Source organism: Frigoribacterium sp. CG_9.8 (genome assembly GCF_015751965.1).
Classification (GTDB): Bacteria; Actinomycetota; Actinomycetes; order Actinomycetales; family Microbacteriaceae; genus Lacisediminihabitans.
This window is the reverse complement of the sequence record NZ_JADOVH010000003.1, coordinates 153585-168542: the sequence shown is the minus strand read 5'-3', so window position 1 is coordinate 168542 and position 14958 is coordinate 153585. Positions and strand designations below refer to the sequence as shown.

The 14958-nt window shown below is 63.9% G+C and carries 16 protein-coding genes; 2 read left to right on the top strand and 14 right to left on the bottom strand.

Going from position 1 to position 14958, the window contains the following annotated elements; all coding sequences use genetic code 11:
• Positions 1-124: 124 nt before the first annotated feature.
• The 13 genes from lgt to fdhD all read right to left on the bottom strand — a co-directional run bounded on the left by lgt (position 125) and on the right by fdhD (position 12140).
• Positions 125-1186 carry a prolipoprotein diacylglyceryl transferase gene (gene lgt / locus IWX88_RS08520; protein WP_370568265.1) on the bottom strand — a complete coding sequence of 354 codons (1062 nt, stop codon included), beginning with the start codon at positions 1184-1186 and terminating at the stop codon, positions 125-127.
• A gap of 84 nt (positions 1187-1270) precedes the next feature.
• Positions 1271-2068 (bottom strand): tryptophan synthase subunit alpha, encoded by a 798-nt coding sequence (gene trpA / locus IWX88_RS08515; protein WP_196829268.1) that lies wholly within the window; start codon positions 2066-2068, stop codon positions 1271-1273.
• On the bottom strand, positions 2065-3327 hold the full coding sequence (gene trpB, locus IWX88_RS08510; RefSeq protein WP_196829266.1) for a tryptophan synthase subunit beta: 1263 nt from the start codon (positions 3325-3327) through the stop codon (positions 2065-2067). The genes trpA and trpB overlap by 4 nt, the downstream gene beginning before the upstream one ends.
• 27 nt (positions 3328-3354) lie before the next feature.
• Positions 3355-4125 (bottom strand): indole-3-glycerol phosphate synthase TrpC, encoded by a 771-nt coding sequence (gene trpC / locus IWX88_RS08505; RefSeq protein ID WP_196829264.1) that lies wholly within the window; start codon positions 4123-4125, stop codon positions 3355-3357.
• A gap of 5 nt (positions 4126-4130) precedes the next feature.
• Positions 4131-4361 carry a DUF6704 family protein gene (locus tag IWX88_RS08500; RefSeq protein WP_196829262.1) on the bottom strand — a complete coding sequence of 77 codons (231 nt, stop codon included), beginning with the start codon at positions 4359-4361 and terminating at the stop codon, positions 4131-4133.
• 32 nt (positions 4362-4393) lie between these two features.
• Positions 4394-5068: a Trp biosynthesis-associated membrane protein gene (locus IWX88_RS08495; RefSeq protein ID WP_196829260.1), complete on the bottom strand. Its 675-nt coding sequence runs from the start codon at positions 5066-5068 to the stop codon at positions 4394-4396.
• A gap of 3 nt (positions 5069-5071) precedes the next feature.
• Positions 5072-6622 carry an anthranilate synthase component I gene (locus IWX88_RS08490; protein ID WP_196829258.1) on the bottom strand — a complete coding sequence of 517 codons (1551 nt, stop codon included), beginning with the start codon at positions 6620-6622 and terminating at the stop codon, positions 5072-5074.
• The gene (gene hisI, locus IWX88_RS08485) at positions 6615-6992 is read right to left on the bottom strand and encodes a phosphoribosyl-AMP cyclohydrolase (protein WP_196829256.1); all 378 of its coding nucleotides are present in this window, start codon (positions 6990-6992) and stop codon (positions 6615-6617) included. The genes IWX88_RS08490 and hisI overlap by 8 nt, the downstream gene beginning before the upstream one ends.
• 17 nt (positions 6993-7009) lie before the next feature.
• Positions 7010-7774, bottom strand: a complete 765-nt coding sequence (gene hisF / locus IWX88_RS08480) for an imidazole glycerol phosphate synthase subunit HisF (protein ID WP_196829254.1) — start codon at positions 7772-7774, stop codon at positions 7010-7012.
• A gap of 2 nt (positions 7775-7776) precedes the next feature.
• Positions 7777-8616 carry an ATP phosphoribosyltransferase gene (gene hisG / locus IWX88_RS08475; RefSeq protein ID WP_196829252.1) on the bottom strand — a complete coding sequence of 280 codons (840 nt, stop codon included), beginning with the start codon at positions 8614-8616 and terminating at the stop codon, positions 7777-7779.
• A gap of 40 nt (positions 8617-8656) precedes the next feature.
• Positions 8657-8920 (bottom strand): phosphoribosyl-ATP diphosphatase, encoded by a 264-nt coding sequence (locus IWX88_RS08470; RefSeq protein WP_196829250.1) that lies wholly within the window; start codon positions 8918-8920, stop codon positions 8657-8659.
• A 10-nt stretch (positions 8921-8930) separates the two neighbouring features.
• Positions 8931-11237: an FdhF/YdeP family oxidoreductase gene (locus IWX88_RS08465; RefSeq protein ID WP_196829247.1), complete on the bottom strand. Its 2307-nt coding sequence runs from the start codon at positions 11235-11237 to the stop codon at positions 8931-8933.
• A gap of 30 nt (positions 11238-11267) precedes the next feature.
• Positions 11268-12140 carry a formate dehydrogenase accessory sulfurtransferase FdhD gene (fdhD, locus tag IWX88_RS08460; RefSeq protein ID WP_196829245.1) on the bottom strand — a complete coding sequence of 291 codons (873 nt, stop codon included), beginning with the start codon at positions 12138-12140 and terminating at the stop codon, positions 11268-11270.
• 207 nt (positions 12141-12347) lie between these two features.
• On the opposite strand from fdhD, the gene IWX88_RS08455 reads away from it, so the two are divergent.
• The gene (locus IWX88_RS08455) at positions 12348-13307 is read left to right on the top strand and encodes a DUF6457 domain-containing protein (protein ID WP_196829243.1); all 960 of its coding nucleotides are present in this window, start codon (positions 12348-12350) and stop codon (positions 13305-13307) included.
• The gene (locus IWX88_RS14240) at positions 13304-14470 is read left to right on the top strand and encodes a molybdopterin molybdotransferase MoeA (protein WP_196829241.1); all 1167 of its coding nucleotides are present in this window, start codon (positions 13304-13306) and stop codon (positions 14468-14470) included. Before IWX88_RS08455 ends, IWX88_RS14240 begins: the two co-directional genes overlap by 4 nt.
• Positions 14471-14578: 108 nt before the next feature.
• Here the strand turns inward: IWX88_RS14240 and IWX88_RS08445 are convergent, their stop codons facing one another.
• Positions 14579-14953 (bottom strand): FKBP-type peptidyl-prolyl cis-trans isomerase, encoded by a 375-nt coding sequence (locus IWX88_RS08445; protein ID WP_196829239.1) that lies wholly within the window; start codon positions 14951-14953, stop codon positions 14579-14581.
• Between the last annotated feature and the right edge of the window lie 5 nt (positions 14954-14958).

Genomic DNA, 14958 nt, shown 5'->3' with positions numbered 1-14958 from the left:
GAGATACGTCGACAAGTGGGACGGCGATGGCCCGAGGGGATGAAGCCCAATCTGCGGTGGTCACTGGTATTCAGTGCCGTACCTTCGATACCAGCTGGCACCGTTGTGGGGAGGCTTCAGGATGTTACGACTTCAGGCGAGTCCCGCTTGTGACGGACTTCCCACGTGATGCGACTCCGCCGTGAGCAGCAGATGTCGACGCCGCTCCGGACTGCGAGTTGGTGTCGGGATCGGCATCATTGTCGGTCTCGTCGTACTCCGAGTAGGTGTCGTCTAAGACTACTGCAGGCGTAGGAGACCACTGTCGGCCAGGCACATACGCACTCGGCTCCAAACCGGGGTGTCGGCGCGACTGGACGATGAAGATGATCACGCCGATGAGAATCGCAACCCATGCGGCCCAGATGTTGGTGCGCACACCGAGGAAGATAAGGCTCGGGTCGATGCGGATTGACTCGAAGTAGCTGCGCCCCAGGCCGTACCACACCAGATAGACCGACAGTGTCTTGCCCCATTGGAGGGTGAACTTCTTTGACAGGTAAATTATGGCTACGACACCGGCGATATTCCAGATCACTTCGAAGGCGAAGGTGGGCTGGAACAGTGTTCCGGCGGGGAGTCCCGCCGGGAAAGCCGGGTTCGACTTCTCAATCTCCAGGCCCCACCACGCGTTCGTCGGAATACCGAACAGCTCATGATTGAAATAATTTCCGAACCGACCGAACGCCTGAGCGAGCAGGAGGCCGGGTGCGAGAGCATCAGCGAAGGTCCAGAACCGCACTCCGGTCATCCGGCAGCCGATGTAGACGCCGATCGCCCCGCCGATGAGGGCGCCGAAGATAGCAATGCCACCCTCCCAGATGTAGAGGATATGCAGCATTTTCTCAGCAGAGCCAAAATAGTCGTCCGGATGGGTGACCACATGAAAGATGCGCGCGCCGACGATTCCGAGCGGCACAGCCCACAGCGCGATATCGAGCACAACACCCGACTCCGCACCCCGCGCCTTGAGACGCTCATTGGTGAGGATCGTCGCGGCGACGATTCCGACCAGGATGCAGATCGCATAGGTGCGGATACTGAGATTCGGCGACACGAAAGTTACCCCGATGCTGTTGAGCCATTCACCGAGGCGGATCGCCTGCCACGCATCGCTCGGGCTGGGGATACTCGAGGGAAGAACCACTTTTCAGGATGCCTTTCGTGCTGACGCTTGTGTGCTGCGTACATAACAGTGCGGAAGTCTCCGGTACCGGATGCCCGGCACTACTCAGTGAATCGTACCGGCCGCAAGACGCGCGGCGGTCGCGGCGACGGCGGCCACGCCCCCTGTGGCAAGCGCCTCGACCAGCACGGAACCCACAATGGCACCGTCGGCATACTGGAGGACTTCACGGACCTGCTCCGGTGACGAAATACCCAGCCCGACGCATGCCGATGTCGCACCGGCCTCACGCAGGCGTGCAACGAGCGTCTTCGCCGCACTATCCACATCTTTTCTCGTGCCGGTGATGCCCATGGTCGACACGGCATAAACGAAGCCACGACTCAGCTCGATGGCCTGCTCGAGCCTGGCATGATTCGAAGACGGCGCGGCCAGGAATACCCGGTCGAGATCGGTACGGCTCGACGCATCGAGCCATTCGCGGGCCTCGTCGGGAATCAGATCGGGGGTGATCAGCCCGGCACCCCCCGCAGCGACCAGATCGTCGGCAAAGCGGTCGACCCCGTACTGCACGACCGGGTTCCAGTACGTCATCAGAAGGACCGGGACATCCGTGCGGGCCGTGATCTCGGCAATCGCCTCGAACCCGTGTTGCAGTCTGAACCCCGCATTGAGGGCCGTGAGTGTTGCCGCCTGGATGACGGGACCATCCATCACCGGGTCGGAGTACGGGAGTCCGAGCTCGATGACATCCACCCCGTTTTCGGCAAGGGCGACCGCGGCCTCAATACTGGTGCGCAGGTCGGGAAAGCCCACGGGCAGGTACCCGACGAGGGCGCCGCTACCGGCCGCTTTTCGCGCGGCGATGACCGATTCGACAGCACTGACGGGTGAGGTGCTCATGCGTGGTTCCCGGTCTCGCTTGCCCGCATGGCGAACTCCTCTTCGGCTTCAGCGGTCAGCGCCGCCGTGTCGAGTATGTCGAAGTATTTGCCCGCGGTTTCCATGTCTTTGTCGCCACGGCCGCTGAGATTGACCAGGATCACCGCGTCGGGGCCCAGCTCCAGACCGAGTTTCATGGTTCCAGCGAGGGCGTGCGCGGTTTCGATGGCCGGGATGATGCCCTCGGTCATCGACAGCAGCCGCATCGCCGCCATCGCCTCATCGTCAGTGATCGGAAGGTAGGTCGCCCGCCCGATGTCGTTGAGCCAGGAGTGCTCCGGTCCGACGCCGGGGTAGTCGAGACCGGCAGAAATCGAGTGGGATTCGGCGGTCTGCCCATCTTCATTCTGCAGAAGATAGGTGCGGGTGCCGTGCAGTACTCCGGGGCGACCGCGCGTGATCGTCGCGGCATGACGCTCGGTGAGGTGTCCGTCGCCCGCCGCTTCATAGCCATACAGCGCAACTTCGGGGTCGTCGAGGAAGGCGTGGAAAATACCCATCGCATTCGAGCCTCCCCCAACGCAGGCTGTGACGGCGTCGGGAAGCTTTCCCGTCAGCTCGAGCACCTGGGCGCGTGCTTCTTCGCCGATGATCCGGTGGAAGTCGCGCACCATGACCGGAAATGGATGGGGGCCCGCGACGGTGCCGAGCAGATAGTGGGTGTTGTCCACATTCGCGACCCAGTCCCTCAGCGCCTCATTGATGGCGTCCTTGAGCGTGCGGGAACCGGCAGTCACCGGCACGACCTCGGCACCGAGCAGGCGCATCCTGGCCACGTTGAGGGCCTGGCGTTCGGTGTCGACCTCTCCCATGTAGACCACACACTCCATGCCGAACAGTGCCGCTGCCGTCGCCGTCGCTACTCCGTGCTGGCCCGCTCCGGTCTCCGCGATCAGTCGGGTCTTACCGAGCCGTCGCGCGAGTAACGCCTGGCCGAGAACGTTGTTGATCTTGTGCGAACCGGTGTGGTTGAGATCTTCCCGCTTGAGCAAGATTCGCGCACCGCCGGCATGTGCGGCAAAGCGCGGCACCTCGGTAATGAGTGAGGGGCGGCCGGTATAGGTTCGGTGCAGTTCGGCAAGCTCCTCCTGAAACACCGGGTCGGTCTTCGCGGCCGTGTAGGCAGCGTCCAACTCGTCCAGTGCCGCAATGAGGGATTCCGGCACAAAGCGCCCACCGTATTCGCCGAAGTACGGACCAAGTTCGTCGCGCAGTGCCATGGATTTTCTACCCTTGCTGATAAGTGACTAGTTACCTAGGAATTGTGCCAGCGTCTCCACTGGATTTCCTGTGACTAAGGCCTCGCCGACCAGGACGACATCCGCTCCGGCTTCCCGGTAATGCTGCACATCTGCCGGTGACATCACCGCCGATTCGGCAACCCTGATCACACCGGACGGAATCTGCCCGGCAAGGCTCCCGAACAGATCCTGGTCGAGCTCGAAAGTGGTGAGGTCACGAGCGTTGACCCCGACCAGCCCCGCACCCAGGTCGAGCGCGCGCGACACCTCATCTGCACTGTGCGTCTCTACCAGTACGGCCATGCCGAGCTGGCTGGTGAGATCGAAAAGGGTCGCGAGTGTTGCCTGGTCGAGGGCCGCGACGATGAGCAGGACCAGGTCCGCACCCGCCGCCCGAGCTTCGAACACCTGGTAGGGCTCAGCGATGAAGTCCTTGCGCAGCACGGGCACCGACACGGCCTCACACACGGCCTCGAGGTCAGCGAGCGTACCGCCGAACTTCCGACCCTCGGTGAGCACGCTGATGGCGCTCGCACCACCGGTCTGGTACGACACCGCCAGGGCAGCAGGGTCACGGATTTCGGCAAGGACACCGCGAGACGGGCTTGCCCGCTTCACCTCGGCGATGATTCGCACGCGCGCTGCCGGAGCCAGTGCCGCAAGGGCATCCACAGCGGCGGGTCGCGCGAGGGCCGCGGCTTCGACCTCGGCAAGAGAGCGGATGGCTCGACGCAGCGAGGCATCCTGGATTGCCCCGGAAACAAGATCAGCGAGCACCTGAGTCAGTGGCCTTTCGGGGTGTACTTAGCGCCATAGACGCCGTACCCCATGTACTTGAGCAAAAAACCGACGACGATACCGACGACGAGCAGTCCGACCGAAGCCCACACCAGAAGCTGCAAATTGAAGAAGAATGCGACAGTACCGATGCTGAACGCGATCAGCATGATGATCACGGCAGTCCAGGCGGCTGGGGAATTGCCTTCTCCGGGCTCCGGGTATTCGTCGCTCACAGGTCTCCTTCGTGGGGTTTTCGTTGATCAGTCTATCGCGAGGGGGGATCGGCCCGCCGCGAGGTCGGGTCGCTGCCACCGCTCAGTGTGTCCCAGTCTGAGATGGCATCCGCAGCGGCATCCTCGGAGCCGGGATCGACAGTGGCAGCGTCGGGATCATCCCTGTGTGCTGCCGGGGCGTCGGGATCCTCGAGAACGACCGGCTGGCGATAACGACCGGTCGAACCGGGCCACCGCCGAAAGGTCGCAAGCACGAAAACACCGAGCACCATGGTGAGAATGCCGACCACAATGGCGAGGATGGGAAACGCCGTCTGCGAAACGGAGGTCACCAGAGCGGCGACCGATACCGATCCGCCGACTCCGGTCACCGCCGAGATCGCCGACTCCGAGGCGCGAACCGGATTTGACACCGCGATGACCGCCGAAACACTGACGGTGAAACCGAGCACCACCTCGAGGACACCGAGCACCACCCGGAAAAACGGGCCGGACAGGGCAAGTGCGGCGACGAGGGCGAGGCTGGCGAGAGCGAGAGCGACGAGCGCTGGCGCTGCGACCTCACCGGTAACACCGAGCGTGCGATTGCCGGTTGCCGACTCGCGGAGAGTGAGCGAGAACCACTCACCGGTCCAGGTCAACAACATGAGACCGCTCAGCACGATAGCAGCAAGAAGCGTGACACCCTTCAGCCGACGGGGTGACACGGGTTACTGCACCCGCCGCATTGCGTTGGCTACAGCGACCGCTCGAAGAGGTGCGGCAGCCTTGTTCTGGGACTCGAGGTACTCGCTCTGCGGGTCGGAATCGGCGACGAGGCCGGCCCCGGCCTGCACCCGAGCCATCCCTCCCGAAATCGTGGTCGTGCGGATGGCGATGGCAAGATCGAGATCGCCAGCGAATCCGAAATAGCCCACGACTCCCCCGTAGAGACCGCGCTGAGCAACCTCCAGCTCATCGATGATCTCGAGAGCCCGCGGCTTCGGCGCGCCGGAGAGGGTGCCAGCGGGGAAGGTGGCACGAAACACATCGATCGAATTGGCGGTTGGCCGAATGTCGCCCTCGACAGACGACACGAGGTGCATGATATGGCTGAACCGTTCGACCTGCATGAACTCACTCACCTCGACGGTGCCGGGGATGCACACCTTCAGCAGATCATTGCGGGCCAGATCGACCAGCATGAGATGCTCGGCCCGCTCCTTGGGATCACCGAGGAGCTCGTCGGCGAGAGCGATGTCTTCCTCCGGGCCGACACCGCGAGGGCGGGATCCGGCGATCGGATGCATGTACACCCGGGCGTTCTCGACCTTCACGAGAGCTTCCGGCGAGGAACCGACGATCGAATATGGTTCGCCCTCCGCTGTGACCAATGACAGCAGGTACATGTACGGACTGGGATTAAGCGTGCGAAGCACCCGATAGACATCAATCGGGTCCGCCGTGATCTCGTGGTCGAAACGCTGCGAAATCACGACCTGGAAGACATCACCGTCGCGAATGAACTCCTTCGACCGGTCGATGGCCTCATGGAAAACCGGCGCCGCAATTCGCGGGATCGGAGTTGCCGCAATGGACAGGTCAACCTCGGCAAGCCAGGCCTCAGCCGGCTGGGCGAGGGCGGCTTGCATCGAGTCCAGCCGCGACATCGCGACCGACCACAGCTCTTCCGCTATGTCCACTTGATCATTCACAACGCCGTCGTTCAGCACGGTCGCGATGAGGAGCACGGTTCCGGTTCGGTGGTCGACCACCACTAGCTCTGAGACAAAGCTCAGGGCCTGTCCGGGAAAGTCGAAGTCGGCCGGTGGCCGGTTGGGCAGGTGCTCAATCTGGCGGATCGCCTCCCAGCCGATGAAGCCGACCAGTCCTCCGGTGAGGGGCGGATGCCCGGGAACATGCGGCGTTCCCCAGCGCTCATAGAGGTGGCCAAGGGCCGCGAGCGGACCGTCCGGGCATTCCGGACCGAGCGCGCGCTCAGCCGAGAGTCCGTAATCGAGCCAGACCGCAACCTCCGCACCCGCCTCGTCGGTTCTCTGGGTGAGCACGCCGAAGCTGGAGACCCCGATGAAGGAGTAGCGCGACCAGATGCCTCCCTGCTCTGCCGATTCGAGCAGGAAGCTGCCGGGCTCTCCCTTAGCGAGTTTGCGGTAGATGCCTACCGGCGTCTCGCCGTCGGCGAAGAGCTCCCGGATGACCGGTACGACACGATGGCCGTCGAGTAGCGCCTCGAACTGCTCCCGGCTTGTAGTCTCACTCATCTGCATCACCGTTCGTTGAATCGAGGATTGTCGGGGTGAGCGGGTCGACATCGAAGCAGGCGTGCGCGCCGGTGTGACAGGCCGCACCGATCTGATCCACCTGGACGAGTAGCGTGTCGGAATCGCAGTCGAGTGCGGCACCTCTCACATACTGCCGATGCCCGGAGGTGTCGCCCTTTCGCCAGAACTCCTGGCGCGAACGCGACCAGAATGTCACGCGCCCCTCGGTCAGCGTGCGACGCAGCGCCTCGGCGTTCATGTAGCCGAGCATCAGCACTTCGCGGCTGTCCCACTGCTGGATGATCGCGGGCAGCAATCCGTCGGCATCGAAGGCGGCCCGCGCGAGTACTCCATCGATCGACGGGTCCATCACACCATCCATGAATATCAGGTCCTCACCGAGACTCCGGCCACTTTCAGGCCGTGCTTCACATCGCCGACGGTCATCTGACCGCTGTGGAATACGGATGCCGCGAGCACGGCATCCGCACCCGCCGCAATCGCCGGAGCGAAATGGTCGATCGACCCGGCTCCCCCGCTCGCGATAACCGGTACCCTGCTGATTTCCCGCATAGCGGTGATCAGCGGCAGGTCGAAACCATTTTTCGTGCCATCCGCGTCGATGGAGTTCACGAGCAGTTCACCGGCGCCCCGTTCGATTGCCTCAATGGCCCAGGCGAGCGCGTCGATGTCGGTCTCGGTGCGACCGCCGTGGGTGGTCACAATCCAGCCGCTCGCTGCACGGTGCGACCGCTTCACGTCAAGCGATAGAACAAGCGCCTGAGCGCCAAAGCGGTCGGCGATCTCGCCGAGCAGAGCCGGCCGCGCGATCGCAGCACTGTTGACGCCGATCTTATCTGCCCCGTGGCCCTGGAGCCTCGCGACATCCTCCGTGGTGCGCACCCCGCCGCCGACGGTGAGGGGAATGAACACCTGCTCGGCGGTGGCCTGCACCACGTCGTACATCGTGGCCCGGTCGTCGACCGTTGCGGTGACGTCGAGGAAGGTGATCTCGTCGGCACCCTGCTCATAATATCGCCGCGCGAGCTCGACCGGATTCCCCGCGTCTCGCAGGTCAAGAAAATTTACGCCCTTGACCACCCGCCCGGCAGCGACATCCAGGCAGGCAATTACGCGCACGGCGACCGGCACGGTTAAATCCGAGCCGCATGGATCGGGCTGACGAGAATGGCGCGTGCGCCAAGTTCGTACAGCTGGTCCATGACCTGGTTGGTGTCGTGCGAGCGCACCATCACACGCACTGCCACCCACTCGCGGTCTCGCAGCGGTGAGACTGTCGGCGACTCGAGCCCCGGCGTGATCGCGGAGGCAGCTTCGATCAGCGCGATCGGCAGGTCGTAATCCATCAGCACGTACTGCCTGGCTACGAGAACTCCCTGCAGGCGGCGCTGAAGCGTCGTGATCCCGGGAATCCCGGGCTTCGCGCTGATCAGCACGGCGGAGGATTCGAGGATTACGGGACCGAAGATCTCGAGACCCTGGGCGCGCAGCGTAGAACCGGTGGACACCACGTCAGCGACGGCATCCGCGACACCGAGTTTGACCGCGGATTCGACCGCCCCATCGAGCTTCACGAGGCTGGCGTTCACCCCGTTGCGGGCAAGAAAATCCCCGACAAGACCGGGATAGCTGGTCGCAACGCGCACACCCTCAAGTTCCGTGAGGTTCGAGAAGCGTCCGGCTACACCGGCGAACCGAAAGGTGGATGCCCCGAAGTCGAGGCTCGCAATCTCGACCGCATTCGAGCCGGAGTCGAGCAGCAGGTCCCGCCCGGTGATCCCGACATCGAGGGCGCCGGATCCCACGTAGGTGGCGATGTCCCGCGGGCGCAGGAAGAAAAACTCCACATCGTTGCGCGGATCGGACAGGTTGAGCGCGCGCGGATCACGACGACCGGCGTAGCCGGCCTCGGACAGCATCTCGGCAGCGGTTTCGCTGAGGGATCCCTTGTTGGGCACTGCGATTCGCAACATTCAGGTCTCTTCAGGTGGGGGTGGTTGAGGGGGGCCGCACTCAGAGATGTCGGTAGACATCCGCCGTGCTCAGGCCCTTCGAGATCATGAGCACCTGCAGGTGGTAGATCAGCTGGGAAATCTCTTCAGCCGTCTCATCGAGCGACTGGAACTCGGCTGCCATCCACACCTCGGCAGCCTCTTCGACAATCTTCTTGCCGATGGCATGCACGCCAGCGTCGAGCTCTGCAACGGTGCCAGAACCCTCCGGGCGCGAGACCGCCTTGGCGCTGAGCTCAGCAAACAGATCGTCAAACGATTTCACATCTGCAAGGTTACCGGGTGTCGGCGGATGCCACGGGCTCGAGCCGCACGATGACAGCCTTGGACACCGGGGTGTTGCTCCCCACAGCGGCGCTCGACAGCGGAACAAGAACGTTGGCCTCCGGGTAATAGGCGGCCGCGCATCCCCGAGCCGTCGGATAGGAAACAATACGGTAGCCGCGCAGCACGCGGTCCGGCTCATCTTTCCATTCGCTGAAGATGTCGACGCGTTGGCCGTCTTTCAGGTTGAGCTCGGTCAGATCATCGGGATTCACGAAGATCACATCCCGACCGTTCTTGATGCCACGGTAGCGATCGTTGAGGCTGTAGATGGTGGTGTTGAACTGGTCGTGTGAGCGCATAGTCTGCAGGATCAACCGACCGGCGGGCCGCTCGAGCGCCTCGAGCTCATTCACGGTGAGCATTGCCTTGCCGGTTGCGGTAGCGAAGGTGCGGCTGTCACGCGGACCGTTCGGCAGGATGAAGCCGCCCTTCTGGCGCACCTGGACGTTGAACTTCTCGAAACCGGGAACAACACGACTGATGTGATCGCGGATGAGGTCGTAGTTGCCCTCGAATCCGGCCCAGTCCACTGGCACAGAATTTCCGAGGACGGCCCGTGCGAGGCGCGTAATGATCGAGATCTCAGACAGGAGGCCAGCGGCAACCGGCGGGATTCGGCCATGGGATCCGTGCACGGCGCAGACGGAATCCTCCACGGAAACGAACTGCGGTCCGCTGGCCTGGAGGTCGACCTCCGTGCGACCCATTGTCGGCAAGATCAGCGCCTCGGTGCCGATAACGGCATGCGAGCGATTGAGCTTGGTCGATATCTGCACCGTCATCTCCGTGCCGTGCATTGCCTTCTCGGCCGCAACCGTGTCGGAGACGGCGGCGACCAGGTTACCTCCGAGCGCGAACCAGACCTTCACCTCGCCGCGTTGCATCCCCTCGATCGCCTTGAGGGCATCTGTTCCATGGGCCCGGGGTGGTGCGAACGAGAATTCCTTCTCGATGGCGTCGAGGAACTCATCATCCATCTGCTCCCACACGCCCATGGTGCGGTCACCCTGCACATTGCTGTGACCACGGATCGGGGATGCTCCGGCCCCGGGCTTGCCGATATTGCCGCGAAGCAGCAGCAGGTTGATCAGATCTTTGAGGGTGTCGACCGACTTCTTGTGCTGGGTCAGGCCCATTGCCCAGGTGATGATCACCCGATCGGCGGCAATGTAGCGCTCGGCAAGCTCATCAATTTCGGCCGAGGTGAGGCCGGTAGCCAGCAGCACGGTCGCTTCATCGAGGTGGCCGAGGTGCTCGGTGAGGGCATCGAGACCGAGGGTGAATTCGTCCAGAAAAGCATGGTCGAGTACCGTGCCGGGCTTCGCCGCCTCCGCGTCGAGCACTCGCTTCGAGACGGCCTGCAGCAGAGCCATGTCCCCACCGGAGCGGATCTGTAGAAACTGGTCGGCGAGCGGCGTACCAGATCCGATGATCCCCCGCACCTTCTGCGGATTCTTGTACCGCATCAGACCCGCCTCTGGCAGCGGATTCACCGCAACGATGCTCGCGCCGTTGCGCTTCGCCGCTTCGAGCGCGGTGAGCATGCGCGGATGATTGGTGCCCGGGTTCTGCCCCATGATGATCACCAGGTCAGACTTCTCAAAATCGTCGTAGGCGATTGTCGACTTGCCGATTCCGATGGTCTCGCCGAGGGCGGTGCCGGTGGACTCATGGCACATGTTCGAGCAGTCCGGCAGGTTATTGGTGCCGAAGGCCCGCACGAAAAGTTGGTAGACGAAGGCCGTCTCGTTGGCGGTTCGGCCGCTCGTATAAAACGCGGCTTCGTTCGGCGAGGCAAGGCCATTGAGCTTCGTCGCGATGATGTCGAATGCCCGTTCCCAGGTCACCGGTTCGTAGTGGTCTGCGCCGGCAGGACGATAGACCGGCTCGGTGAGTCTGCCCTGCATGCCGAGCCAGTACTCCGACCGCGACAGCAGGTCAGCAATCGAATGCTCCGCCCAGAAACTCGTCGGCACGGTGATCGGGGTTGCCTCCCAGGTCACAGCCTTTGCGCCGTTCTCGCAGAACTCCGCGACCGACCGGTGTTCCGGATCCGGCCAGGCACAGCTCATACAGTCGAAGCCGTCCTTCTGGTTCATCGACGTCATCAGCTTCGCGGTGCGCACCAGTCCGAGTTGAGCGATCGCCGGCTCCATCGAGTGGTAAATCGCGGGGAGTCCGACGGCCCAGCTCTCGGGCGGTGACACCTCAAGATCGGGATACTCGTGGCCAGGGTTCACGGGTTTCTTCGTCATTTTATTCCCACCGTCATCTCGTGCATCTCGTCATTTCATTCGCACTGTCTCTGCGAGGTTCATCGGCTGCGTTTCGGTGTGCAGGCGGTGCTCACCGCTGTACACCACCATCGACGGTCCGCGAAGAAAGCCAACCACGGTCATCCCCAGCTCTGTGGCAAGCTCGACCGCGAGCGAGGATGGCGCCGACACTGCGGCAAGGAGGGGGATACCGGCCATCGAGGCCTTCTGGGTGAGTTCGAAGCTGGCACGTCCCGAAACCATCAACACCATCCCGCGCAGCGGCAGCAGATTTTCAGTGAGTGCCCAGCCCACCACCTTGTCCACCGCATTGTGCCGTCCGACATCTTCGCGAAGTACGAGCATCTCGCCGGTCGTGCCGTCGAACAGTGCGGCGGCATGCAGCCCGCCAGTCTTCTCGAAAATATCCTGGCTGGCGCGCAACCGATCGGGAAATGTCGCGAGCAGCTCGGCATTCAACCGGAGGGGATCCTCGGCGACCGCATAGGCGGACAGCGTGCGTACCGCATCGATGCTCGCCTTGCCGCACAGGCCGCATGAACTGGTGGTGTAGAAGTTGCGTTCGAGGCTCGGATCTGGTGGTGCGACGCCCTCGCCGAGCGTGACATCGAGCACGTTGTAGGTGTTCTCGCCGTCGACGGTCGCCCCCGCACAGTAGCGGGCGGCAGCGAACTGGTCCCCGCGTGAGATGACGCCCTCCGACACCAGGAAACCGGCGGCGAGTTCGAAATCATGACCTGGCGTGCGCATCGTGATCGCGAGGGGCGTGCCCCCGACGCGGATCTCCAGTGGTTCCTCAACCGCGAGCGTATCTTCACGCTGCACCGCCACTGTTCCGACCGTGATCCGCGTCACTTTGCGCCTGACTGTGATTCTGCCCATATCTTTCAGTATCCACCCGGGTACGGCCCGCACGTGGGCATGCACAGGATTTTCCAATCGGCTCTGTCGGTGACAGTGCTCCGGTCCAGTGCACTGCCTCGGTTGCTCTGGCACATGTGCGCTGCCCCTTTTGTTTTCGGGTCGCGAGGGCCGACGCCGGAGGACACCACCGCAGCACGATCGCGCGGGCAATCTAGAGTTGAACACATGATCTTCGACGCCATCGTGCTCGCCGGAGGGCGGTCATCCCGCCTCGGCGGCGTCTCGAAAGCCGACCTGGTGGTCAACGGTCGATCACTGCTGTCCCGCACCATCGATGCCACGGCCAGAGCCAGGCAAGTCGTCATTGTCGGAGAACCAGCCGTCATCCCAGCCGGGGTTTTGGTGACGCGAGAAGTGCCGGCCTTCAGCGGACCGGCCGCGGCTATTTCGGCCGGACTCGATGTACTGCACGATGCACCGGCAACGGTACACCCGGCCGATTTCGTGCTGGTGCTCGCGTGTGACGTTCCCAACGGCGCCGCTGCAGTTGCTGCGCTTCTCGCATGGATGACAGAGGGCGTGCGTGCGGACGGCGGGAGTGCGCACGGCGTGGGTGCGGACGGCGTGCTCGCGATCGATGAAGGGGGCCGCCGCCAACCCCTGCTCGGCCTGTATCGCACCGGGCCGCTCGCAGAGGCGGTGAGCGGCCGACAAACCGACATCCAAAACCTGCCGGTTCGGGCGCTGCTCTCCCCCCTCGACCTAACTGAGATCAGCGTGCCTTCCGGGTCTACCGACGACATCGATACGTGGGCGGATGCTGCCAGCTACGGCATCATGCCGCCCGATCTGCCGCCTGATCTGCCGGTGCGAGATGCAGCGACGAAAGGAAAGTCCATGGACGACCGGGATGACGATGCAACATTGCGTGTTCTCAGACAGTGGAGTGACCGGCTCACTGCGGCCCTCGGTATCGAGGGGGTGCCTGTTGACATCGAGGCCGTGCTCGCCCTTGCCGGCACCGCAGCACACGCGGTCATGCGGCCCGCAGCGCCGCTCACCACCTACCTGGTGGGGTACGCAGCCGGGGTCGCGGCCGCTGCCCGGGAGCCGGGGCTCGAAAACGCTGCCTTCGACCATGCATCAGCGATCGCAACGGCTCTCGCGAAATCCGACACCCGGTGAGCTCCGATCGACTCAGCAGGCCGGTGGACTGGCATGAGGCGCGCGCCGTGGCCGCGGGCGCGGCATCCACCCTCGGCTCGGAGGCGGTGTCTCTCGACCAGGCCATCGGGCGCATTCTGGCGACCGATCTGCTCGCCCTGTCGGACGTGCCGCATTACGCCTCCTCTGCGATGGATGGCTGGGCAATCAGCGGGCAGGGGCCGTGGCGGCTGGTCGACAGACCGGTGCTCGATGCTGGGCTCGCCACCCCCATTGTGACCGGCGGGCTGATTCCGGCCGGTGCGGACGCGGTGCTGCGCAGCGAGGGTGGTTCCGTGCGCGCGGGACTGCTCGAGTCGGTCTCGGCGAACACTGAACCGCACCCCGCGCAGCACATCCGCGCCTCGGGGCAGGAAGCGCGCTCCGGGGACGTCGTCGTGCACGCGGGAACGCTGCTCAACCCAGCCCACATCGCCCTCGCCGCGGGGTGTGGCTGGGATGACCTTGGCGTGATCCGCAGGGCGCGGGTGCGGGTGCTGCTCACCGGTGACGAGGTCGACGAGAGCGGAATTCCCGGTCCGGGACGGGTGCGGGACAGTTTCGGTCCGCAGCTGCCGACCGTACTCCGGATGCTGGGAGCCGATGTCCTCTCGCAGCGGCGCATCCGCGACGACTTCGCCGCGACGGTCGAGGCTATTCGCGAATCTGCCAGCTCGTCAGAGCTGCTCGTGACCACCGGCGGCACAGGCGACTCTGCGGCGGATCACCTGCGGGCCGCGCTGCACTCACTCAACGCCCAGTTCCTGGTCACCCGAATCGCGATGCGCCCCGGAGCCCCGACGATGCTCGCCCGGCTGCCCGGCGGGCCACTGGTGCTCGGACTGCCAGGCAACCCACTCGCCTCAATGATGGGACTTCTGACTCTTGTTGCCCCGCTTCTGGCTGGCTTTCAGGGCCGCACCACTGCTGTGGGCTACGTTGTCTCAGCTGCAGCGATCGAGGGCAGGACCGGCTCACGCATCCTCGTGCCCTATCGACTGGAGCAGGGCCGGGCAGTGGCTAACGGGTGGCTCGGTTCCGGCATGATGCGGGGGCTCGCGGATGCCGCTGGCGTACTGGTGATCCCTCCGGAGGGTGCCCGAGCCGGCGAACCGGTCGAGTCCCTGCCCCTGCCCTGGAGCTGATTCCACTTCAAGGTCGGAGCAACCATCTCCCGTTTTTCCAACCACCTCCGTGTGCAGACACGGAGGTGGTCGCGAAAACGCGAGGGGGACGCCGGACGTGCGGTGGCGTTAGCTGACGCCGAGCAGATCGATCACGAAGATCAGGGTGCGGCCGGAGAGCTGGTGGCCGGAGCCTGCTGCTCCGTAGGCGAGGGCCGGCGGCACGATCAGCTGGCGGCGTCCGCCGACCTTCATGCCGGGGATGCCCTCTTGCCAGCCCGCGATGAGGGAGCGCAGTGGGAAGTCGACAGACTGTCCGCGGCCCCAGGATGAGTCGAACTCCTCGCCGGATTCGAAGTCGACGCCGAGATAATGCACGTCGACCTTGTCGCCGGTCTTGGCCTCGTCACCGGTGCCGATCTCGATATCGATCGATACCAATCCGGCGGGTGCGTCGCCCTCGTAGAACTCGATCTCTGGCTTGGTCTTGTTGAAGTCGGTCATGGTCT

What these genes read in the sequence shown, in the direction of transcription:
- trpA (WP_196829268.1), bottom strand. Translation starts at nt 2,068, where the DNA reads ATGAGCACCTCACCCGTCAGTGCTGTCGAATCGGTCATCGCCGCGCGA.
- trpB (WP_196829266.1), bottom strand. Translation starts at nt 3,327, where the DNA reads ATGGCACTGCGCGACGAACTTGGTCCGTACTTCGGCGAATACGGTGGG.
- IWX88_RS08490 (WP_196829258.1), bottom strand. Translation starts at nt 6,622, where the DNA reads ATGAGTGAGACTACAAGCCGGGAGCAGTTCGAGGCGCTACTCGACGGC.
- hisI (WP_196829256.1), bottom strand. Translation starts at nt 6,992, where the DNA reads ATGGACCCGTCGATCGATGGAGTACTCGCGCGGGCCGCCTTCGATGCC.
- hisG (WP_196829252.1), bottom strand. Translation starts at nt 8,616, where the DNA reads ATGTTGCGAATCGCAGTGCCCAACAAGGGATCCCTCAGCGAAACCGCT.
- IWX88_RS08465 (WP_196829247.1), bottom strand. Translation starts at nt 11,237, where the DNA reads ATGACGAAGAAACCCGTGAACCCTGGCCACGAGTATCCCGATCTTGAG.
- fdhD (WP_196829245.1), bottom strand. Translation starts at nt 12,140, where the DNA reads ATGGGCAGAATCACAGTCAGGCGCAAAGTGACGCGGATCACGGTCGGA.
- IWX88_RS08455 (WP_196829243.1), top strand. Translation starts at nt 12,348, where the DNA reads ATGATCTTCGACGCCATCGTGCTCGCCGGAGGGCGGTCATCCCGCCTC.
- IWX88_RS08445 (WP_196829239.1), bottom strand. Translation starts at nt 14,953, where the DNA reads ATGACCGACTTCAACAAGACCAAGCCAGAGATCGAGTTCTACGAGGGC.